The 21,856-nt window shown below is 63.8% G+C and carries 20 protein-coding genes; 10 read left to right on the top strand and 10 right to left on the bottom strand.

The features are described from left to right. The 5 genes from fdxA to Q0O40_RS08965 all read right to left on the bottom strand — a co-directional run. Positions 1 to 323 (bottom strand): ferredoxin FdxA (fdxA, locus tag Q0O40_RS08985; RefSeq protein WP_295528826.1); only part of this gene is annotated, 323 nt, incomplete at its 3' end. Continuing rightward, positions 320 to 628, bottom strand: a complete 309-nt coding sequence (locus Q0O40_RS08980) for a S4 domain-containing protein (protein ID WP_295528824.1) — start codon at positions 626 to 628, stop codon at positions 320 to 322. The genes Q0O40_RS08980 and fdxA, both read right to left, overlap by 4 nt. A gap of 13 nt (positions 629 to 641) precedes the next feature. Next, positions 642 to 3,200, bottom strand: a complete 2,559-nt coding sequence (locus Q0O40_RS08975; RefSeq protein ID WP_295528822.1) for a helicase-related protein — start codon at positions 3,198 to 3,200, stop codon at positions 642 to 644. A gap of 105 nt (positions 3,201 to 3,305) precedes the next feature. Continuing rightward, positions 3,306 to 3,650, bottom strand: coding sequence for a DNA-directed RNA polymerase subunit omega (rpoZ, locus tag Q0O40_RS08970; RefSeq protein ID WP_295528821.1), 345 nt, complete (start codon positions 3,648 to 3,650; stop codon positions 3,306 to 3,308). Between the two features lie 105 nt (positions 3,651 to 3,755). Continuing rightward, the gene (locus tag Q0O40_RS08965) at positions 3,756 to 5,267 is read right to left on the bottom strand and encodes a replicative DNA helicase (RefSeq protein ID WP_295528819.1); all 1,512 of its coding nucleotides are present in this window, start codon (positions 5,265 to 5,267) and stop codon (positions 3,756 to 3,758) included. A 140-nt stretch (positions 5,268 to 5,407) separates the two neighbouring features. Here Q0O40_RS08965 and Q0O40_RS08960 point away from each other — a divergent pair, with 140 nt between their 5' ends. The 5 genes from Q0O40_RS08960 to Q0O40_RS08940 are packed head-to-tail and all read left to right on the top strand — an operon-like array spanning position 5,408 to position 8,896. Continuing rightward, on the top strand, positions 5,408 to 5,890 hold the full coding sequence (locus tag Q0O40_RS08960; RefSeq protein ID WP_295528818.1) for a UPF0262 family protein: 483 nt from the start codon (positions 5,408 to 5,410) through the stop codon (positions 5,888 to 5,890). Positions 5,891 to 5,905: 15 nt separating this feature from the next. Continuing rightward, positions 5,906 to 6,670, top strand: coding sequence for a glycoside hydrolase family 25 protein (locus Q0O40_RS08955; RefSeq protein ID WP_295528816.1), 765 nt, complete (start codon positions 5,906 to 5,908; stop codon positions 6,668 to 6,670). Beyond that, the gene (locus tag Q0O40_RS08950; protein WP_295528815.1) at positions 6,667 to 7,101 is read left to right on the top strand and encodes a cytidine deaminase; all 435 of its coding nucleotides are present in this window, start codon (positions 6,667 to 6,669) and stop codon (positions 7,099 to 7,101) included. The genes Q0O40_RS08955 and Q0O40_RS08950 overlap by 4 nt, the downstream gene beginning before the upstream one ends. A gap of 36 nt (positions 7,102 to 7,137) precedes the next feature. Then, the gene (gene dcd / locus Q0O40_RS08945; RefSeq protein ID WP_295528813.1) at positions 7,138 to 7,692 is read left to right on the top strand and encodes a dCTP deaminase; all 555 of its coding nucleotides are present in this window, start codon (positions 7,138 to 7,140) and stop codon (positions 7,690 to 7,692) included. A 31-nt stretch (positions 7,693 to 7,723) separates the two neighbouring features. After that, positions 7,724 to 8,896, top strand: coding sequence for a saccharopine dehydrogenase NADP-binding domain-containing protein (locus tag Q0O40_RS08940; protein ID WP_295528810.1), 1,173 nt, complete (start codon positions 7,724 to 7,726; stop codon positions 8,894 to 8,896). 3 nt (positions 8,897 to 8,899) lie between these two features. Here the strand turns inward: Q0O40_RS08940 and Q0O40_RS08935 are convergent, their stop codons facing one another. Continuing rightward, positions 8,900 to 9,355, bottom strand: a complete 456-nt coding sequence (locus Q0O40_RS08935; RefSeq protein WP_295528809.1) for a hypothetical protein — start codon at positions 9,353 to 9,355, stop codon at positions 8,900 to 8,902. 131 nt (positions 9,356 to 9,486) lie between these two features. Between Q0O40_RS08935 and Q0O40_RS08930 the strand changes: the two genes are divergently transcribed. Next, positions 9,487 to 10,470 (top strand): adenosine kinase, encoded by a 984-nt coding sequence (locus Q0O40_RS08930; RefSeq protein ID WP_295528829.1) that lies wholly within the window; start codon positions 9,487 to 9,489, stop codon positions 10,468 to 10,470. A 94-nt stretch (positions 10,471 to 10,564) separates the two neighbouring features. On the opposite strand, the gene purD is transcribed toward Q0O40_RS08930, so the two are convergent. Next, positions 10,565 to 11,881, bottom strand: coding sequence for a phosphoribosylamine--glycine ligase (purD, locus tag Q0O40_RS08925; protein WP_295528807.1), 1,317 nt, complete (start codon positions 11,879 to 11,881; stop codon positions 10,565 to 10,567). Between purD and xseA the strand changes: the two genes are divergently transcribed. The 4 genes from xseA (at position 11,880) to Q0O40_RS08905 (ending at position 17,724) form a co-directional block, all read left to right on the top strand. Continuing rightward, complete coding sequence (xseA, locus tag Q0O40_RS08920; RefSeq protein WP_295528805.1) at positions 11,880 to 13,367, top strand: exodeoxyribonuclease VII large subunit; 1,488 nt, start codon at positions 11,880 to 11,882, stop codon at positions 13,365 to 13,367. The genes purD and xseA overlap by 2 nt on opposite strands. Positions 13,368 to 13,394: 27 nt before the next feature. After that, on the top strand, positions 13,395 to 13,598 hold the full coding sequence (locus tag Q0O40_RS08915; RefSeq protein ID WP_295528803.1) for a DUF2093 domain-containing protein: 204 nt from the start codon (positions 13,395 to 13,397) through the stop codon (positions 13,596 to 13,598). Continuing rightward, on the top strand, positions 13,595 to 14,533 hold the full coding sequence (locus Q0O40_RS08910; RefSeq protein WP_295528801.1) for a M23 family metallopeptidase: 939 nt from the start codon (positions 13,595 to 13,597) through the stop codon (positions 14,531 to 14,533). The genes Q0O40_RS08915 and Q0O40_RS08910 overlap by 4 nt, the downstream gene beginning before the upstream one ends. A gap of 356 nt (positions 14,534 to 14,889) precedes the next feature. Continuing rightward, on the top strand, positions 14,890 to 17,724 hold the full coding sequence (locus Q0O40_RS08905) for a TonB-dependent siderophore receptor (protein ID WP_295528799.1): 2,835 nt from the start codon (positions 14,890 to 14,892) through the stop codon (positions 17,722 to 17,724). 61 nt (positions 17,725 to 17,785) lie between these two features. Here the strand turns inward: Q0O40_RS08905 and Q0O40_RS08900 are convergent, their stop codons facing one another. From Q0O40_RS08900 to Q0O40_RS08890, 3 genes are all read right to left on the bottom strand, one after another. Continuing rightward, on the bottom strand, positions 17,786 to 19,642 hold the full coding sequence (locus Q0O40_RS08900; protein WP_295528797.1) for a hypothetical protein: 1,857 nt from the start codon (positions 19,640 to 19,642) through the stop codon (positions 17,786 to 17,788). Beyond that, positions 19,639 to 20,052 (bottom strand): GtrA family protein, encoded by a 414-nt coding sequence (locus Q0O40_RS08895; protein ID WP_295528795.1) that lies wholly within the window; start codon positions 20,050 to 20,052, stop codon positions 19,639 to 19,641. The genes Q0O40_RS08900 and Q0O40_RS08895 overlap by 4 nt, the downstream gene beginning before the upstream one ends. A gap of 64 nt (positions 20,053 to 20,116) precedes the next feature. Beyond that, the gene (locus Q0O40_RS08890) at positions 20,117 to 21,685 is read right to left on the bottom strand and encodes an NAD(P)/FAD-dependent oxidoreductase (protein WP_295528827.1); all 1,569 of its coding nucleotides are present in this window, start codon (positions 21,683 to 21,685) and stop codon (positions 20,117 to 20,119) included. Between the last annotated feature and the right edge of the window lie 171 nt (positions 21,686 to 21,856).

The following is a 21,856-nucleotide window of genomic DNA, read 5'->3' as shown; positions in this document are numbered from 1 at the left end:
GGCTCGGGGGAAAAGTACTTTTCAAACTTTCCGGGCTCACCTTTGAAATCGTCTGCGTCGGCCGGGGCATCTTTCTTTGTGGCGATGTTGGGCCATTCTGCCGAAAACTTGGCATTCAGCTCGAGCCACTGTTCAAGCCCGCTCTCAGTGTCTGGAAGGATCGCCTCGGCTGGGCATTCCGGCTCGCATACCCCGCAATCGATGCATTCGCTGGGATTGATCACAAGCATGTTCTCGCCTTCGTAAAAGCAGTCGACGGGGCAAACCTCGACACAGTCCATGAACTTGCAGCGAATGCAGGCCTCGGTGACGACATAAGTCATAGCAGTGGGAAACCTCCAGAATCCATTTGCAAGCCTGCTAGAGGCGAGTTGGCCGCTGCGTCAAGCACCCGATAGCAATCCTGCGCTTCAGCCGCTGGGCCGCGCCGCGTCGGCAGGGCGACAAGTCTGATGACTCTCACTCCGCTGCGCATCGGCAAAACCACCACATCGCCCGGACGTACCGCCACGCTTGCGCGTTCGATTCGGCGTCCGTTCAGCCGGATATGGCCCTCGGTCACCCATGCTTGTGCAGAAGTGCGGCTGGCTGCCAGGCGCAAGTACCACAGGAGCTTGTCGATCCTCATAAGGCGTCGACCCTCATAAGGCGATCAACTCGGCCAATGCTGCAAAGGCGCTGCCGGGGCGCGGTGTTCGCGCCGTTGCGACGCGCGGCTCTGGCGGGCGCGGCGCGCGCCATTCCCACAAAGGCGGCGCGGAGGGCCCACTCGCTCCTTCGGGCAGACTGCGCGGCTCGTTAGCCCTAAAGCCGGCAGATCGAAGCAGCACTGCAAAGGATGCGGCGGACAGCCCCATCGAGCGGGCCAGCGACGGATCGAGCGCAAAGCGGCGACGCGGAGCCGCGATCCGCGCGCGATGCGCCGATTGCACCAGTTTGTCGGCCAGATCGACCCGAATCAGCTGCGCCGCGGCACGGCGATATCCAGGCAGGGCCGCTTGCTCGGGCAACACTGCGGCCATGCGCGCTGGAGGAAGAGCATGCTTTAACCCCCGCAAACCCGCGAACTGGCTCCACAGCTGCATCGCCGCCGGGCGCAAGGCCAATGGCACATAAACGTCTAGACCTCCGATTCGCACCCCGAGCTTGCGCAAAGCGTCGCGCTGACGCGAATCAAGCGCTTCAAGGCCCGCGTGGCCGCGCGGCACAGCGCCCCCAGCCTCAATGATCTTCAGGATCACAGCGCGCAGTTCCGGCCCTGCATCGGGCGCGTTGATCGCCTCGGCTAAGCGCCTGAGTGGGCGCAGCCTTTCCGCGCAATGCTGCTCCAGCCACCCTTCGATTGCCGCGATGAGGCCAACGCGCTCGTTCGTTGGCATGCGAGCCAATGCCGGGACAAGCTTGATGCGCGGCGCGAGCAGCGCCTTGCCCGCCTCTAGCCTGGCAATCGCATGGTCGTTCCACATGATCGCCTGCTCCTCCAGCCTTAAGCCATCCGCTTTGCGCGCAGCATCGCAGACATCGGCAATGCGCGCGGCCATAAGCGCGGGCAGGTGCTTCTCGGCGGCCGCGAGCAGCAGCTTGCGGTCTTCGGCCCGTGCGAGGGGATCGACTACAAAGCGAAAGCCATCAAGATGGCCGATCGGCTCGTCATCCACCAGCACCGCGCCGGCCTCGCTGATTCGCACCGGCAGCAGTCCGGCATCCGCACCCGCCTTGCGCATCAGCACGGTGGTGCGGCGATTGACGAAACGCTCCGTGAGCCGCGCATGCAGCGCGTCTGAAAGCCGCGCTTCAACCGCCCGTGCGCGCGCCGCCATTTCATCGCGCGCCAGAACCCAGTCGGGCCGCTGGGTAATGTAAGACCAGCTGCGCACCGAGGCGATTCGCCCCTGCAAAGTGTCGATATCTCCTGCCGGATTATCGAGCTGGGCGATGGCCTGCGCCACATAATCCGCGCCGAGATAGCCATGGCGCAAGTCTTGCCACAAGCGGCTGACGAAGCGCGCATGGGTATCGGCCCCCTGCTGCCTGAAATCGGGCAGCGAGCAGGTCTGCCAGAATCGCTGCACTGCGCCCCTGCCGCGCACGCTTGCGGCGGTCTCGGCATCATCGGCAAGCCGGGTTAGCACCGCCAGATCGATCGACGTCGGCGGTTTGGCCAGTTCGGGGCGCGGCGGCGGAGCCTCCAGATCATCGATTAGTGCCGCCAGACTATCGAACCGGAGATCGGTCTCGCGCCAGTACAGCCGCGTTAGCGGCGCAAAGCGGTGCTCCTCGATCGCATAGACCTCTTCGTCGGTAAATTCCGGGCCCTGCGCGCCCATACCTGCCAGCGTCCCGAACGTGCCATCCTTATGATGACGACCGGCCCTTCCGGCGATCTGTGCCATTTCCGCCGTGGTCAGGCGGCGCTGGCGCTGGCCATCGTACTTCGACAGTCCGGCAAAGGCGACATGGGTGACATCCAGATTGAGGCCCATACCGACCGCATCTGTCGCGACGAGATAATCGACCTCGCCCGACTGATACATCGCCACCTGCGCATTGCGCGTCTGCGGGCTCAAGGCTCCCATCACCACTGCCGCGCCGCCGCGAAAACGCCGCAACATCTCAGCCATGGCATAAACCTGTTCGGCCGAGAACGCGACGATGGCGCTGCGCGGCGGAATGCGGCTCAGTTTGCGCGCGCCGACGTGGCTGAGCGTCGAGAAGCGCGGGCGCGTGACGATCTCGGCGTCAGGCAGCAACGCACGCACCATCGGCTCGAGCGTGGCCGATCCAAGCAACATCGTTTCCTCGCGCCCGCGCGTATTCAGCAGGCGGTCGGTGAAAACATGCCCGCGCTCAGGATTGGCGGCAAGCTGGGCCTCGTCGAGCGCAACGAACGCCAGATCGGGCCGCGCGGGCATCGCCTCGACCGTGCACAGCAGCCACCGCGCGCCTTTGGGTTCTATCCGTTCTTCGCCAGTGATCAGCGCGACATTGGCCGCGCCTTTGATAGCGCAGACCCGATCATAGACCTCGCGCGCGAGCAGGCGGAGTGGAAAGCCGATCGCGCCGGAGGAGTGCGCGCAGAGCCGCTCGATCGCGAGGTGGGTTTTGCCGGTGTTGGTCGGCCCCAGCACGGCTTTGACCACAGCGCCGTCGCTCCGATCGCGTCGGGTGCCGGTTGCGCGCGTGGTCAGGTTGCTGGCCATCGCGGCGAATGTGGCGATGTGCCCGCCCCCAAGCAAGAAGCCCCGGAGAATTTATCCCCGGGGCCTTCTGGAAATGCGTGTTCTTGGGTCGGCTAAGCCAACGGATCAGCCGTCGTAATCGGCGCCGAGCGAGGTGTTGCGCACCGGGGCTGCCGCGGTGATGCGCAGCGCTTCGGCTGATTGCGAGAGCGAGCCGATCTCGTCGATCTGGTCGTCATCGTCGGGCAGCACGCGTTGGAGTGACTGGATGAGGTTTTCCTTCAGCACCGCGGGGCGCACTGTTTCATCAGCGATCTCGCGCAGCGCCACCACCGGATTCTTGTCGCGGTCACGGTCGACCGTCAGTTCAGAGCCGCCCGCAATCGCGCGCGCGCGCTCTGCTGCGAGCAGCACGAGGTCAAAACGATTGGGAACCTTGTCGACGCAATCTTCGACGGTAACGCGCGCCATAGGGGCACTCCGCAGTTCTAGATGAAAGGAGAATGAGGGCGGCTAGGGCCCTACCGGCCTAAAGTCAAGGAATTGCGTTGGCCTGCGCGCGCAGACGCCTGCCCACTATTCGTCATCATACCCATGATTGCCCATCTGGTCGGGCGCAAGGTCACTGAATTTGGTGATCTTGGCTTCGAACTTGAGGCGCACTTTGCCGGTCGAGCCATGGCGCTGCTTGGCGACGATCAGCTCGGCAAGGCCGAAAACCCGCTCCATGTCGGCCTGCCATGAGGCATGTGCGTCCTGCGTTTTGGCATCGTCGCTGCCTTGGGGCACTTTGGGCTCGCGCGAGGCGACGTAGTAATCCTCGCGAAACACGAACCAGACCATGTCCGCGTCCTGCTCGATCGAGCCCGATTCGCGCAGGTCCGAAAGCATCGGCCGCTTGTCTTCGCGCTGCTCGACGGCGCGGCTGAGCTGCGACAGCGCGATCACCGGCACCGAAAGCTCTTTGGCCAGCGTCTTGAGCCCGCGGCTGATCTCCGAGATTTCGGTGACGCGGTTGTCTGCCCGTCCGGTGCCTTGCAGCAATTGGAGGTAATCGACCACGATCAGGCCGACATCGTTGCGGCGCTTCAAGCGGCGCGCGCGGGTGCGCAGCGCGCCGATGGTTAGCGCTGGCGTGTCGTCGATATAAAGCGGCAGTTCGGCAAGCCGCTGGCTGGCAAACGACAACTGCTGAAAGTCTTCGCGGCTGATCTTGCCCATGCGCAGCGCTTCTGAACTGATTCCCGATTGTTCGGCCAAGATGCGGGTCGCCAGCTGATCGGCGCTCATTTCGAGGCTGAAAAACGCGACTGCCGCCCCGACCGAATCTTTGGCCAGGATGCCATCGGCCAGATCGCGGCGCAGCCGGTCTGCCGCGTTGAAGGCGATGTTCGTGGCAAGCGCAGTCTTGCCCATGCCCGGACGCCCGGCGAGGATCACCAGATCCGAATCGTGCAACCCGCCGATCTTTTCGTTGAGCGACGTCAGTCCAGTGGTTTTGCCGGAGATATGGCCGCCCGAAAGCAGCGCCTTCTCGATCATCTCGAGCGAGGCCCGCGTGGCAGTCGCAAAACTTTGCGCTTCGTTTCCGGTCTGCGCGCCTTCGGCCACGGCATAGAGCGCGGCCTCCGCTTGTTCGACGCGGGTCAGCGGGGCGACTGCTTCGCTGGTGTCCATTGCGCCGCTGATGAGGTCACGGCCGACGGTAATGAGCTCGCGCAGCAGCGCCAAGTCATAGACCTGCTGGGCCAGTTCGCGCGGGGCGAGCAAGCCCTGGCCATCGGCAGTCAGCCGCGCAAGATAGGCCGTGCCGCCAAGCTCCTTCAGTCCCTCGTCGGCCTCGAAGTAGGGCTTGAGCGTGACCGGAGTGACCACGGCCTTGCGCTCGGTCAGCGCCAGTACCCGCTCGAATACCCGGCCATGAACGCTTGCAAAGAAGTGTTCGGGCCGCAAACTGCAGGGCAGCTCTTCGAGAATCCGGTTGTCGATCAGCACCGCACCCAGAAATGCGGCTTCGGCATCGACATTCGAAGGGAGCGCCCGGAGCGGTTCGATATCGCGAGGAATCATGGCGGGCATGGCTGACATGACCGCTCTGTGCAGCAGCCCCCGCGCGGCGGCAAGGCTGCGTGCCTGTGGATAGCGGGGAGCGATTGCGCTGCTCCAAACGCGATTGGCGCAGGATATGGCTTGCCGCTGCGTTGTGCGTCTGCGAGATACGCTCTCCAATGGCGGCCGCGCGTATCTCGCATATAGAACTTGATGAGGCGACGATTGTCTGGCGCAATGCCGATATCGAGCAGGAGCGCCGGATTGCGATCTTCGATTTGATCGAGGAGAACACGTTCCGCCCGGTGCGTGCGGCGGAGGCCGGGCATGGCGGGCCATATCGCCTGCGGCTGTCGGTTGAAGACGGGCGTCTGGTGCTGGCGATCTCGGATGATACAGGCAGCCCGCTAGAGATGATCATTCTGGGCCTCGGGCGATTTCGCCGCCCGATTCGCGATTACTTCGCGATCTGCGACTCGTACTATCAGGCGATCCGCCGGGCCACGGCGCAGGAGATCGAGACGATCGACATGGCGCGCCGCGGGGTCCACAACGAAGCTGCCGAACTGCTGCTCGAACGGCTGGAGGGCAAGATTGAAACCGATTTTGCCACAGCGCGCCGATTGTTTACCCTGATCTGTGTGCTGCATATCAGGGGATGAGCTAATCTACCCGGCATGTCTGGGGCGAGCGATGGGCCCAAGAACGGGGCAGGGCAGCAAGGCGCGGGCGGGAAACGAATTTCGATGATCAAGCTGGGAAGTGCGGCGCGTCGGCGCTTGGCGGCGGGGGCGCTGCTGCTGGTGTTGATCGGCGGCGCGGTGCTTTGGTGGCAAGCGCGCACGTGGATGCCGGACCGGGCGCGCTATCAAGTGCAAGGGCTCTGGCTCGATGCCAATGATGCGCCGGTGGATTGGCATGTGCTGGGCGCGCGCGGGGCCGACTTTGTCTATCTGACAGCCAGCGTCGGGGCGGGGCAGCGCGATTCGGCGTTTGCCGCCGGGCTGGAAGCCGCGCAAAAGCAAAGCATGCAGGCAGGGGCGGTGCACGTTTACGATCTCTGTTCGGCTGCCGATGCACAAGCGGCCAATTTCGTTACCACCGTGCCGCGCGATCCGGCGCTGTTGCCGCCGGCGATTGCGCTCGACCTTGGCTCGCCCTCGTGCCCGCAACCACCGGGAGAGGCCGCGATGCAAAGCGAGCTGACCACTTTCCTGAACCAGATCGAAAAGCACGTCGGCAAACCTGCAATTCTGATGTTGTCGAGCGAGATCGAGAGCCACTATCATCTCGCGTCCATGATCGACCGCAATCTCTGGGCCGCGCAGGATTTCATCGAACCGGGCTATGTCGGGCGGCCATGGGTGATGTGGACCGCCAACCGTCATCTGCGCATCGATGGCGTGCTCGGCCCGGTGCGCTGGGTGGTCGTGCAGCCATGAGCGCTCTTTCCGAGCAGCAGCGCGAGGCGCTGATTGCCGCCGCGCGCGGCGCGATGCACCATGCCTATGCGCCTTATTCAAACTTCAGGGTCGGCGCGGCATTGCTGTTTGCCGATGGCGTCATGATCACTGGCAGCAATGTCGAGAACGCCAGCTACGGTCTTTCGCTCTGCGCCGAGACAGTGGCCTGCGCCGCGGCGATGCAGGCGGGGCATCGTGGCGGGCTGATCGCGGTAGCCGTGGCGGGCGGCACGGGCGGTGTGGCCGGCGCGGTGGTGACGCCGTGCGGACGCTGCCGCCAGATGCTCAGCGAACTGGCGCAATTGGGCGAAACGGACCCCGACATCCTTTGCATCGGTGCGCATGAAATCGTGGACATGCCGCTCAGCACCCTCTTGCCGCGCGCCTTCGGCCCCGCCACTCTCGATTGATTACATACTCACCTGAACACCAGCAAAGGGGCTCTCTTGGCCATTCAATCCGACAAGTGGATCCGCACCCAGGCGCTCGAGCACGGCATGATCGAGCCTTTCGTTGAGAGTCAGCGGCGCGATGGCTGCATCAGCTATGGCTTGTCTTCTTATGGCTATGACGCGCGCGTGGCCGATGAGTTCAAGATTTTCACCAACGTCGATTCGGCGGTGGTCGACCCAAAGAATTTCGCCGCCAACTCGTTTGTCGATCGCAAGACCGAGGTCTGCGTCATTCCGCCCAATTCCTTCGTGTTGGCGCGCACGATCGAATACTTCCGGGTACCGCGCGATGTGCTGGTGATCTGCCTTGGCAAATCGACCTATGCCCGCTGCGGCATCATCGTGAACGTAACCCCGCTTGAGCCGGGCTGGGAGGGCCATGTCACGCTGGAGTTTTCCAACACCACGCCGCTTCCCGCCAAAGTCTATGCCAACGAGGGCGCGTGCCAATTCCTATTTTTGCAGGGCAATGAACCGTGCGAAGTGAGCTATGCCGACCGTGCCGGCAAATACATGGGGCAGCGCGGGGTAACGCTGCCAAAGCTTTGAAAATCACAGAACACCAAAAAAGGATCGAGAAATGGATAAGGCACAACGTCCCTTCGATATCGTGGTTTACGGCGCAACCGGCTATACCGGCAGGCTGGTGGCCGAGTATCTCGCGCAGGAATACGGGCAGTCTGGCCCCCGCTGGGCGATGGCCGGGCGCAGCGCGGCCAAGCTCGCAGAGGTGCGCGATCTCATCGGTGCTCCCGCCGATACCCCGCTGATCGTTGCGGATTCGAGCGATCCGGCAAGCCTTGCGGCGATGGCAGAGCAGACGCGCGTCGTGGTGACGACCGTCGGGCCTTATCAGCTTTATGGTACGCCAGTTCTGGCCGCCTGCGTCGCGGCGGGCACTGACTATGCGGATCTGTGCGGCGAGCCGGTGTGGATGCGCCAAATGATCGATGCGCATCATGCACAGGCGCAGCAGACCGGAGCGCGCATTGCCTTTTCCTCCGGGTTCGACTCGATCCCGTTCGATCTGGGCGTGTTGATGCTGCAAAAGGAGGCGAAGGCGCGCTTTGGCGGTCCTGTTCCGCGCGTGAAAGGGCGCGTGCGCGCGATGCAGGGCAAATTCTCGGGCGGAACCGCCGCCAGCCTGACCGCGAGCATGACCGCGCTTGCGGCCAACCCCAGCTTGATCCCGATCATGGTCAGCCCTTTCGGTCTTACCCCCGGCTTCGAAGGGCCACCCCAGCCTGCGGATAACAAGCCGATGCTTGATGAAGCCACAGGCAGCTGGGCCGCGCCGTTCATCATGGCGGTGATCAACAGCAAGAATGTCCACCGCACCAATTTTCTGCTCGGTCATCCCCATGGTGCCGATTTCAGCTATGACGAAATGATGCTCACCGGCCCGGGTGAGCAGGGCAAAGCGATTGCCGAGCATATCGCCGTGACCCCGATGATCGGCACGCCAAATGATCCTGCGCCAGGCGAAGGCCCAACCAAGGAAGAGCGCGATACCGGCTCTTACGATGTGCTGTTTATTGGCGAGATGCCCGATGGACGCTCCTTGCGCTATGGCGTCAAGGGCCGGTACGATCCGGGCTACGGCTCGACCAGCCGGATGATCGCCGAGACCGGCATCGCGCTGCTATCGTGCACCTTACCCGGCGGTATCGGCACTCCGGGCGCACTGCTGGGCGAAGCGCTGGTTGATCGGCTGCGCGCGCATGCCGAAATCACCTTTGCGGTCGAGGATTGAGCCTCAGGGAGCGGGCAGCTTGCGCCTCAGCGCGGCGATGCAGGCGGCGCGATCAACATCGCGTCCGTCGCCGCGCCGGGCATCGACATAAGTTGCTGTCGCCCGGCCGCCGCGGGTGCCTTCGTAGAGGTAGGCATCAAGCACGCAGGCCGGGCCGCTCCATTGCAGTTTGCGCGCATCTTCGTCCTGAATATCAAGCCGGGGTGTGCCAAACAGGCGGGTCAACTGGCCTGCATCTGCTCCGATCACCCCCTCAAGCCCGGGCACGGCCAACACTTGCGCCGCCGGGCGGGGGGCCGGTGGGCTAAGACGTGCTGGCCGGCTTTGGCGAACTGGCGGGCGGGGTGCGCTGCGGATTGCTTCTGCCGGGCCGGGATTGCGCGGCATTTCGGCTGGTCCGTTGACGCAGGCAGCAAGTGCGAACAAGGCGGGCAGGATGTGTGGGAAGCGTGTGTTCATCGCACTCCGAATCGCCTGCGCTGTCCGCGCTGTCAATCGCTCCGCAACGCGCCGTTGCACTCGGCGCGCCGGAACGTTAAGCGCAGCGTTAATCTATTACAGCAAGGAATTCGGTCTTGAGCGCAGCCCCCATGTTTGACGTCATCGCCATTGGCAACGCCATCGTCGATGTCATGGCTCCCGCGAGCGAGGCCGATATCGAGCGGCTTGGCCTCGCCAAGGGCGGCATGACCTTGGTCGATAGCGCGCGCGCGCAAGGGCTTTACGATGCGATGGGGCCGGCGCGCGAGATTTCCGGCGGCTCTGCGGCAAACACTTTGGCCGGGCTGGCCGCGCTCGGCGCACGCTGCGCCTTTATCGGTCAGGTCGCGGATGATCAGCTGGGCGAAGTCTTTGCCCACGATATCCGGGCGGGCGGGATCGCATTTTCAACCCCAGCTCGCGGTCAGGAGCCGCCCACCGCGCGCTGCCTGATCTTCGTCACGCCGGATGGCCAGCGCACGATGAACACTTTTCTGGGGGCCTCGCAGCATCTGCCTGCTGCTGCGCTCGATCCGTCGGCGATTGCCGCCGCGAGCGTGCTGTATCTCGAAGGCTACTTGTGGGACCCTGAAGAACCGCGTCAGGCCATGCGGCGCGCGATCGAAGCCGCGCGCACCGCCGGGCGGCAGGTTGCCTTCACGCTGTCGGACGGGTTCGTCATCGCGCGGCATGGCGATGATTTCCGCGCGCTGATCGATGCAGGACAGATCGATATTCTGTTCGCCAACGAGCACGAGCTCGCTGCGCTCACCGGATGCAATGATTTTGCGGACGGCCTCGCTCAGCTTGCGCCCAAGGTTGCCACGCTCGTGGTTACCCGCAGCGAGCACGGCGCGCATGCTGTCTCGGGCGGCGAACATGTTCAGGTTGCGGCTGAGCCGGTGGCCAAAGTGGTCGATACGACCGGCGCGGGCGATCTGTTCGCGGCTGGCTTCCTCTTCGGCCATGTGCGCGGCCGGCCGCTGGCTGAATGCCTGCGGCTTGGCGCGATCTGCGCGGCGGAGATTATCTCGCATTATGGGGCGCGCCCCGAAGCCGATCTGCAGGCGCTGATCGCGGCTCAGCTCGGCTAAGCCGCGCCTAGCAGGCGGGCGGTGCGGAGCAAAAGCGGCGCATCGGTATTTTCTTCTGACTTTCAGATAGATGGCGAGGCCTCTAGAGTGATGCTCAAGTGCGCTTGAGCTCCCGGTCGGCGATATCATGGCGCCAGAAACCATCGGCATAACGCACTGCGCCAATCGCCGCATAGGCCTTGTCGCGTGCGTCCCGCACTGTTTCGCCAGAGGCGCTGACATTGAGTATACGCCCCCCGCTTGCGGACAGCACACCGCCCGCCGAAAGCGTGGTTCCGGCCTGAAACACGCGCGCGCCGTCCGCTTCGGCTTCGGCAATACCTTCGATCAAGCCCCCTTTTGCCGGGGGGCCCGGATAGCCCTTTGCCGCGATCACCACGGTGAGTGCAGGATCGGGCGAGAACACCGGCGGCACGATGGCACCGAGGCGGTCTTGCGCGCAGGCCAGCAGAATCTCCACCAGATCGCTTTCCAGCCGCATCATCAGCACTTGGCATTCGGGGTCGCCGAAGCGGCAATTGTATTCGATCAGCTTGGGCCCTTCGGACGTCAGCATCAGCCCGGCAAACAGCACGCCGGTGTAAGGCGTACCCGCATCCGCCAGCGCCTTCACAGTGGGCGCGATGATCCGCGTCAGCGTCTCGGCCTCCAGCGTGGGGGTGAACACGCTGGCGGGACTGTAGGCGCCCATCCCGCCGGTATTCGGGCCTGTATCGCCATCGCCGACGCGTTTGTGATCCTGCGCCGATCCAAAGGGCATGATCGTCGCCCCATCGGTCAGGGCAAAAAAGCTGGCTTCCTCGCCCTCCATGAATTCCTCGATCACAACAGCAGCCCCGGCGCTGCCAAAGCCGCCACCAAACATGTCGTCGATGGCGGCCTCGGCTTGGGCACTGGATTCGGCGATAATCACGCCCTTTCCGGCGGCGAGGCCATCGGCCTTGATCACCACTGGGAGGCCGAAACCGGCAAGCGCCTGGCGCGCTGCGGCGGCATCGCTGGCCTTCACAAAATCTGCGGTGGGGATCCCCGCGCGCGCGCACAGGTCCTTGGTGAAGCCCTTGGAGCCTTCAAGTTGTGCCGCAGCGCTGCTCGGCCCAAAAACGGCAAACCCGCCAGCGCGCAGCGAATCCGCCAGTCCATCTACCAGCGGGGCCTCGGGGCCGACGACAATGAGCCCGATCTCTTGCGCACCGCAGAATCCCAACACCGCTGCATGGTCGGCCAGATCGAGCGCGATGCACGCGCCGTGCCCGCCAGCGTGGTCGCGCTGCGCGTTTAGCTCTGCTATAACAGCAGCGATCCCCGGGTTGCCCGGAGAAGCCCACAGCGCAGCGCAGCGGGGCGATTGCGCCAGTTTCCAGGCGAGGGCATGTTCGCGCCCGCCCCCGCCCAATAGCAGGATATTCATGGCCTTCCCTTCCGCGCCCACTGGCAACAACGGCGATCTTGATGACGACGACGATGTCGGCGGGCTGTTAGCGAGGGATGCGGCGGGCGACAACGCCCCCGCGCTTTCGATCACCGAGATATCCGCTGTGCTCAAGCGCACCGTGGAGGAGCGATTCGGCTTTGTTCGCGTGCGCGGCGAGCTGTCGGGGGTGAAGCGGGCCGCGTCGGGGCATCTCTATCTTTCGCTCAAGGATGCCAATGCCCGGCTTGATGGCGTGATGTGGCGCGGCGGCGCGCAGCGATTGGGCTTTCTGCCCGAAGACGGCGTGGAAGTGATCGCCACCGGCAAGCTGACGACGTATCCCGGCCGTTCGAACTACCAGATCGTGATCGATCGGATGGAGATCGCGGGCGAAGGCGCGTTGCTGGCGCTGCTTGAAAAAACCAAGGCGCGGCTCGCCGCCGAGGGCCTGTTCGATGCCGCCAGGAAGCGCCCGCTTCCCTATCTACCGCGCGTGATCGGGGTAGTTACCTCGCCCACTGGCGCAGTAATTCGCGACATTCTGCACCGGCTGCGCGATCGGTTTCCCAGCCATGTCGTGATCTGGCCGGTGCTGGTTCAGGGGCAGGGCGCGGCGGCGCAGATCGCAGCGGCGGTACGCGGATTCTCGGCGCTGGAGCCAAGCGGTCCAGTGCCGCGCCCCGATCTGGTGATTGTCGCGCGCGGCGGCGGTTCGATCGAGGACTTGTGGTGTTTCAACGAGGAAGAAGTGGTGCGCGCCATCGCCGCCTCCACGATCCCGGTAATCAGCGCGGTCGGGCATGAAACCGATACCACGCTTGCGGATTTTGCCGCTGACAGGCGCGCGCCCACCCCCACGGCGGCGGCGGAGATGGCGGTGCCGGTTCGCGGCGAACTGGCCGCCACGCTTGCCGATCTGTGGGCCCGCCAGCGGCGCAGCGCGGTGCGTCTGATGGCGCAGGCGCGCGAGCGGCTGGATCAACGCGCTCGCCGCCTGCCCCAGCCGCTTAACCTGCTGCAGGGCCAGACGCAGCGGCTCGATGATCTTGGCGATCGGCTGCGGCGCGGGCTGGTGCATCGCACGGCGCTCGCCGCAGCCGCGCTCGGCCGCCACGGCGCGGCCTTGCGCCCGGCGCTGCTCGAAGCGCGCTTGCGCCGCGAGCGTGAGCGGCTGGCGGCGCAGCGTCTGCGGCCAGAAGCGCTGCTGCAGCGGATTGCAGCGCTGCGCCTGCGCGTCGATGCAATCGATCGCCTGCGCTTGTCGCTCGATCCGCGCGCGCCGCTGCAGCGCGGCTATGTTCTCGTCACCGCCGCTACAGGCGAACTTGTGCGCACCCGCGCAGGTGCCGCAGCGCTGGGCGCAATGACCCTTGAGTTTGCCGACGGCACGCTGGCGGTCGCGCCGCTTGATCCCCGGCCCCCGCGCAGCCCGGCCAAATTGCGCCCGCCCGCGGCTGCCGATGCGCAAGCCAAATTGCTTTGAGCCGCAAGACGGCTTAAGGCGGCGCACATGTTGATGAGTCCGACCGACCGCCTCGCGCGGCTGCAATACATGCCGAGCGGCTTTCGCCAGCTGTCGCCCGGCGATCACGTCCTGTGTGCAATCAGCAGCGAGCGCATTCCTCTCGATATGCTGCGCTATTGGAGCGTAGCGCGGCAGGAGCCTTACGCCACAGCCGAAATCGCGACCCGCCGGTTTCTCGAGTCGGCATGAGCCCGCGCGCGGCGCGGCGAGCGATGCTCGCGTTCTGCTGCGTAGCGCTTAGCGTCGGCGCGGCCTGCAAGGCCTCGCCCGAACAGGCCCAGCGGCCAACCGATGTGGCCGCAACAGCCCCTGCTGCCTCGCCTCCAGCCCCAATGCCAGTGCCCGTACCGGCGTTTACCGCCGTGGGCGGCATCCGCTACCGGGGCAAGTTGACCCAAGGCGGGTGGCTGCAAGGCGTGGCACCTGCCGGAACCCGCAGCGTTACAATGGGGGGAGAGCCGCTTGCGCTGTCCGCTGACGGCGCGTTCTTTGCCGCGTTCGACCGCGATGCCCCGGCCACGCTCAGCCTGGCGACGACGGATGAAAGCGGTCTGCAACTCTCGGTGCCGCTGCCGATCGAGCCGCGCGCGTGGAAGATCGAACAGGTCAGCGTGGCCCGGCGGCCGGGCGGCCTTGGCGAACCCGCGTTTCGCGCGCGCCGCGCCGCCGAGCTTGCCCGCATCCGCGCTGCGCGGGCGCTGAAGACCGCTGCGGCGGGATGGCGCGAGGCGATGATCTGGCCCGCCGCAGGGCGCATTTCCGGCCGGTTCGGCGCGCAGCGGATCTATCGCGGCGAGCCGGGGGCTTATCATTCCGGCACCGATATCGCCGCAGGCGCAGGCGCAGCGATATCCGCTCCGGCAGGCGGCGTGGTGGTGTTGGCGGCGCAGGATGCCTTCACCCTCGAAGGGCATCTCTTGATCATTGACCACGGAATGGGCCTTACAAGCGCGTTTCTGCACTGCGCCGATCTTGCGGTGCGCGAAGGCGATGCGGTGCGTCAGGGCGATCTGCTCGGCCATGTCGGCATGACCGGCCGCGCCACTGGCCCGCATTTGCACTGGGCGCTGAACTGGCGCGGACGTAAGCTCGATCCGCAGCTTTTCGCGCTGCCGCGGGGCTGACCTGCGCAGCTATCACGCGGAAAATGCAGTCTGAATTGAAACGTTCTGCGTGCGCAAATGCCCCGCTCTGAAATTTATCTGCTGGGCTGTGGGGCATACCGCCTCGGCATCATGATCCAGCAATTTTGTTCGCTGTTGCGAGATGGCCACAGGCGAAGCCTGATTCGCAAGCCTGCCCATAATTCCGCTTCCCAGGCTGTGCGTTAATCTTTCTATGCAGCACATCAAATCCTCAAATTGAATACGTCTAATGTCGTACGCAGAGCGTTTTTTGTCGCTCTCTGCCGCGTGGATACGAGGATGGAACCTCCGGCGGCAGGCCTCATTCCCGCCGCCTTTGCATGGGACAAAATGACTTGAACACGACCAAGAACAGTGCGCTCCGCAACAGCGCGGCCCCCTTCGCCCTCGCGCTCGCCCTGATGGCCGCGCCAGCTTTCTCGCAGGAAGCACCGCAGGCCCCGGAAGCCGTTGCGGAGCAGCCTGAGATCGTTGTGACCGGCTCGCGCATTTCGCGCCCTGACCTTGCGGCGACCAGCCCGGTCTCGATTGTCGGTGCTGAGCAGATCAAGTCGGTCAACACGGTTACGGTTGAGCAGATTCTCGCCGCCAATCCCCAGTTTGCGCCCGGCCTGACCGGCGCAAGCAACAATCCTGGCGAAGGATCGGCCACGCTCGACTTGCGCTATTTCGGCGCTCAGCGCACGCTGGTACTGCTCAACGGCAAGCGCCTTCCTGTCTATGACAGCCAGGGTCAGGTTGACGTGAACCAGATCCCGACCGCTCTGATCAAGAATATTCAGGTTCTCACCGGCGGTGCGTCGGCGGTTTATGGTTCGGACGCGGTTTCGGGCGTGGTCAACTTTGTGCTTGATGACAAGTTTGTCGGGCTCAAGCTTGATGCCGGGACGCAGATCACCGGCAGCGGCGATGGCGGTCTCTACGATGTCAGCCTGACCGGCGGCATCAAGCTTGGCGATCGCGGCCACCTCATCGTGACAGGCAACTATTCCGAGCGTCAGGGTGTTAAGTATGGTGACCGCTCGTTCAGCAACAACGTGCTGTGCTCGGACGATCTTGTGTCTTTCTGCGGCTCATCGAATACGGTTCCGACCGCTTTCGACATCCCCGGTGCAGGTCGCCAGCAGATCACCGATTCCGGTGTCCTGACTGACAACGTTCAGGGCTACAACTATAACCCGGTGAATTATGCGCAGGTGCCGTTCAAGCGTTACGGCGGCCTCGCCCTGTTCAATTATGATTTCTCTGACAATGTCACTGCCTACGGCCAAGGGTACTACCAGCATGTGCAGGTCGTCACCACGCTCGCGCCGACCGCGACCGCTGGCTTTTTCTTCAATATCGACCCGTCCAATCCGTTTCTCACTGCATCGGAACGCAACGCCTTCTTCAATGTCGCTGCAAATCCGGACTTGTGCATCAATGATGGCACCGCCGATACCTGCAGCGGTGATCCAACCGCCCGTGTCGGCACTTCGACCTTGGGCATTCGCCGCCGCGTGATCGAGACCGGTGGCCGTATTCAGGAATTCACCAGCGATACCTATCAGGCCCTGCTCGGGCTGAAGGGCAATATCGGCAGCAGCCTGCACTGGGATGTTTCGGCGCAGTATGCCGAAGTTAAGAAGAACAACGTTCTTCGCAATGACCTCTCCTACACGGCGCTGACGCAGGCTCTCGACGTCGTCGCGGGTCCCAACGGTCCGCAGTGCTTTGATCCGTCGGGCGGCTGCGTTCCGTTGAACCTCTTTGTTACCGCCCCGCTTTCGCAGCAGTCGCTCGCGTTCGTTCTGCGCAACGCAACGCAGGCCAACAAGACCACCCAGTTCGTTGCTGAAGGTAGCATCGGCGGCGACATTGGCTTCCTCACCAGCCCGCTGGCGAGCAAGCCGGCTGCATTCTCGCTGGGCGTGACGTACCGCAAGGAAACCGCGAGCACAGCAGTTGATCCGCTCTACGCATCGGGCGACCTGATCTATTACGGTCAGGGCTTCAACATCTCGGGCAGCTATGATGTTAAGGAAATCTATGGCGAATTCGTCATGCCCCTCATCCAGGACAAGCCATTCGCTGAATCGCTGAATTTTGAGGGCGGTTATCGCTATTCGAAGTATTCCACCGCTGGCGGCGTGCATTCTTACAAGTTTGGTGGTGACTGGACGCCGGTCAACGGGCTGAAGTTCCGCGCGATCTTCCAGCGCGCGGTTCGTGCGCCGAACATTTTCGAGCTCTACTCGCCTGTCGTATCGGGCACTGGCTCGCTTGGCACAGACCCTTGCGCTGGAGCTAACGTCTCGGCTGCCACCGCGGCCATCTGCGTCGCACAGGGTGCGCCGGCTGGAAGCATTGGGACGATCCCGGCGCCGATTGCCGGACAAGTCAACGGGTTCACCGGCGGAAACACCAATCTGCAGGCTGAAAAGGCAGATACCTACACCTTTGGTGCGGTGATCCAGCCTGCTCAGATCCCTGGCCTCTCGCTTGCGGTCGATTACTACAAGATCAAGATCGGCAATGCGATTGTAACGCCGCCAACGCAGTTCATCATCGACCAGTGCTTCGTTGTTGAAAAGGCGGCAAGCGGAGCAAACTGCCGCAGCATCGTGCGTAACCGGCTTGACGGTTCGCTCAGCGGTCCGATCTCGGTCGGTGTTCCCACGCTCTATTCGAACTTCGCAGCGGTTGCTGCGCGGGGTATCGACGTCGATCTGAGCTATCGCCGTGGTTCGAGCGAAGGGTTCCATTACGCGTTCGGCTTCGCCGGTACCTATCAGATCTCGAATACCACCCAGCTGAGCGAGTGCGTTGGCCTCTACGGTGCCAACTGCGACACGCCGACGCCCAAGTGGAAGCACACCGCCAGCCTCAATCTTGGCTTTGGCGCATTCGAGTTCAACACCCGCTGGCGCCTGATCGGCGGGACGAGGCAGGACACCGGGACCGACATTCTCAAGAGCTCGATCCCGGCCTACAGCTACTTCGATGAAACCGTGAATGTGCGGGTTAACGACAAGTTCACGGTGTCGCTCGGCGTGCTCAACCTGTTTGATACAAAGCCGCCGATCGTTGGCGACACCAGCGGTGCGACGTCGAGCGCGGGCAGCACCTACCCGACTGTCTACGACGTTTTGGGTCACAGCCTGTTCGCGCGGGTCACCGCCGCGTTCTGAGCCAGCCGATCGCCTGAAAAGAAAAAGGCCCGGCGACCAATCGCCGGGCCTTTTTTGTTGTTCAGTTCAGCGCCGCTTTCGGTTCAACCACGCGCCAGGCGCGCAGGCGCGTGCCGGGCATAAGGTCCACCGGAACCAGCCATGCAGGCGGCTTGTCCTCCAGCAGGCGCGACATCAATCCGTTCGGCGCGGACCGGCGATAGACGTCCAGTTCCTTGAGATAGGGGCAGAGCACGATCAGCTTGGCATGGCGGGCGCGCACGATGGGTTCTGCCTTCGCTGGGGGAGAGAGGAACGCCAGCAGCACATCGTGGATGCCCGCCGAGCCGCGATGATGGCCCGTGACCACCACCCGGTGATGCGACCACACCAGCACGTGCGGCCCCATGTCGATCGGGGCCAGAATATCGGTTGCGGGAAGCCGGTCCAGCAGCTGGCCAGCACGCGCAAAGTTGCAGCGCTCTTTGCCCAGCCGTCCCAGTACGCCGCCCGCCATCGGCGCGGCCTTGGGCAGCACGGCGGCGCGTGCCAGTTCCCAGCCCAGAAACGGTAGCGCCGGTTGGAGCAGAAACGCGATTCCCACAAAGCCTACCAGCCGCTTGGGCAGCGCGACCGGGCGCAATGCGACGATCCAATCCCGCACCAGCGCGGCAATCGGCACCGCGCTCAAGACGCACGTCGTACCCGTCGCCCGCGCGACGATCAGGCCGACCGCATAAGCGCCGGTCAGCAGGATGAAATAGTCCTGCCAGAAAGCCTTTGTCTGGGCATCGCGCGCGCGCCTGCCATGGACGAATGTCGCAAAAAGGCCGAACAGCGGCACAAGGATCATCGTCGCGGCCTCGCCCATCGGGAAGCGCCACACGGGCTGGCCTTCAAAGATGGCGTTGTACCAGTATTTGCGCACCAGCGGGTCAAGCTCGGCGAAGGCGCCGGTGCCGCATTGCGGCGCGCCGATTAGCAGAATCGCCGCTGCTGCTGCGCCGATCGCGCCAAGGGCGGCCAGCTGCATCCATAACTGTCGCGGGCAGACGATCCGCAGTGCGGCTACGCCCGCCGCGCCAGCCGCAAATGCCGCCAGATGCACCGGCGAAATCGCATCGCAATGGTTGGCAAGGTCGACGAGGCCGCGCGTGCCGAGGAAAAACAGCGCCGATGCCCCGGCCAGTCCGCTTGCCGCCGCCATCAGCCAGCTGAACCTGGTTTCCGGCGCACGCAATCCGCGCAAGCTGCAAATGGCGAGGAACACGGCGGCTAGCGGCAGGCCCTCGATCGAGATGGCCATCAGCGCGGCCAGCGCCACGCCGATGCCCAATCCGCCGCGCCAGGCGCTGCGGTCTGTCAGGCAACATACCGCCGCCATGGCCAGCACGATTTGCCACGCATGATGATCGATGCGCAGCGGTACGAACTGAAACAGGACGGGGCCGGTAATGCTGGAGATAAGGCAAGCAATGCCCACCACCTCGGCGTCAAAGAACCGCGCAGCGAGGCGGCCGACAAGCGACAGCATTGCCAGCAATGTGAGCAGCGGCACCGCGATCAGCGCAGCCATCTCTGCGCCCGCTACGCCCACGAGCGGACGCAGCAACAGGATGATCCCTGCAATCGGAATATCCACCAGCCGGGACCAATGCATCAGCACGCCTTCAGGCGCGGTGGCGCGGTATTGATGAAGGTCGAACCAGCCCTGCCCGGCCAGAAGATCGCGTACCTGCACCAGCCGCAGCGCATCATCGGGGTCGCCGAATTGATAATTGCGGATCGTGTTCAAGTTGACCGAGACCAGCATAAGCACCAACACCAGCCAGACGATCAGCACCCGGCGGGCCACGGCGCGGCCAAAGTCCGCCGGATGGGCCTGAGTGGCAGCAGCGCCGAGCGGCGCATTGGCCGAGGTAAGGATGTCGCTAGTCATCGAAAGACCACCTTCTTGCGCAGCAGCCACGTTACCGTGAAGCTCGCCGCGATTGCGACCAATTTGGCAAAGCGAGGGTCGATTCCTTGCGCGCTTGCGGTGCCCACGATGGCGGTGGTGAGCGCAAGCCCGATCAGCGCCGAGACCACGAACATCGCCTTCTGCCGGGTCCGGGCCAGCCCGCCTGCGGCGATCTGGTCGCTGAACACATGGCGGCTCGAAAGCAGCCAGTGCGTCACAATGCCCAGTGTATAGCCCAGCCCGGAGGCGATAATGGCGGGAGCGCCAAGCTGCAACAGCGCCAGAAAGCTCCCCATGTCGACGGCCAGCGCGCCCACGCTGGCCAGAATGTAACGGACCAGCGTCATTCGTTTGAGGCGCTGGAAGAATGGCAGAACCAATGCGTTCATCGTGCGCTACCCAAACCGGGGAAAGATCTCGAAGCGGAGGTGGGCCGGGATCGGGTTCGTGACCTCAAGCGGCCTTGCGGTCTTTCTTCGGGGCAATTTTGCTGGGGACATCGCGCAGCGAGTTCAATGCAGCAGCCTGATCTGCGGTCACGGCTTTGGCTGCCGGAAGCGCGTTTTCAGCGCCTTCGCTGCCCGCTTCATGATACTCGGCGTCCTCATTCACCGCCCAGGTATCGTAAACGCGCGCCTCGGCGATAATGTTTTCCACCGTCAGCATGGCAGTCATCATCGCATGGTCCTGGTTGTTGTAGCGGTGCATGCCATTGCGGCCGACGAGATGCAGGGTCGGGCTGGTCGCCTCAAGCTCGCGGCGCATCGCCTCGACATTATCGGCGTATTCATCGTCATAGACCGGATAGGCTTTTTCTTGACGCACCACCGCGCCGCCGATCACCTGAGCCGGATCGACCAGCCCCAGGATCGCCATTTCCTTGGTGGCCAGCGCGATCAGCTCTTCGTTCGAGGACGCCCACAAATCATCGCCTTCAAAGCAGAAGTATTCCAGCCCGACACAGGCCACGCTGGCATCGGGCACCATCTCGGGCGACCACGAGCGGAAGTTCTGAATGCGGCCGACTTTGACTTTGTCATCGTGGATATAGATCCAGTTGTCGGGAAACAGGTCTTCGGAGCGGATCTTCAGTGCTACGGTCAAGAAATCGCGGTATTTCAGGCGGCTCGCCTCCAGCGTCGTGGCGGGGAGCGGATGCAACCGTGCCGCCAGCTCGCGCATCGGAGCAGAGCTGATCGCGTGGCGCGCGCGGATCATGGTCTCGCCGCCGTCGGCGCGGCTTGCGGAAAGCCGCCAACCGCTCTGCCCGTCGCTGGCCAGCTGCTTCAGGGCATGGCCCATCAACACATGGTTACCCGCCGCCACGATCTTGTCACGCGCGGCTTCCCACATCATTCCCGGCCCTTGGCGCGGATAGCGGAAGGTTTCGAGCAGGGTCTTGGTCTGCATGCCATCGTTCGGCCGCTTGTTAAGGCCCAGGCTGCGCTTGAGGCCGTCCATCACCGCCGAGCCGAGCGAGAGGCCCTTGATGCGCTGCGCCGCCCAGTCCGCGCTCATTTCATCGCACGGCATCCCCCACACCTTCTCGGTATAAGTCTTGAAAAAGATCGAATACAGTTTCTGGCCAAACTGGTTGGTGGTCCAGTCTTCGAAGCTGCGTACGTTCCGGTTGGGAAATGCCTTGGCCTTGGCATAGCTCGCCATGCACAGCGCCGAGCGCATCACGCCAAGATTGAACAGCGCCTCGAAGGCGCGCAGCGGGTAAGAGTAGAATTTGCCTTCGTAATAGATGCGGCTCATGCGCGGACGCTGGATAAAGTCGTCTGGCAGGATCTCGTTCCACAGGTCGACCACCTGCTGCGATTTCGAGAAGAACCGGTGTCCGCCAATGTCAAAGCGGTAGCCTTCGTGCTCCACCGTACGGCTGATGCCGCCAACGTAGCGCGTGTCCTTTTCTATGATCGCTACGCTCAGGCCTCGCTTGGAGAGCAGATAGCCTGCTGTCAGCCCTGCCGGACCGGCTCCGATGATCGCCACATCGACGTCATATTCCTTGCTGATCCCACTCGCATTTGCGAAACCATTAGAGCGTTTTCCACAGCCTCTGAATCGCGAAGGATTCCAGCGGCGTTGAAAATCTGATTCATCCTGCTGGCTGGGCAGGAGGCCAGCATGGATGGCCAGAGCTTTATCTCAGGATTTGCGTGATCGGGTCGTAGCGGCGACAGATGA

The organism is Novosphingobium sp. Chol11 (assembly GCF_945870625.1).
In the GTDB taxonomy this organism is placed as follows: domain Bacteria; phylum Pseudomonadota; class Alphaproteobacteria; order Sphingomonadales; family Sphingomonadaceae; genus Novosphingobium.
This window is presented reverse-complemented; position numbering and strand designations above follow the sequence as displayed.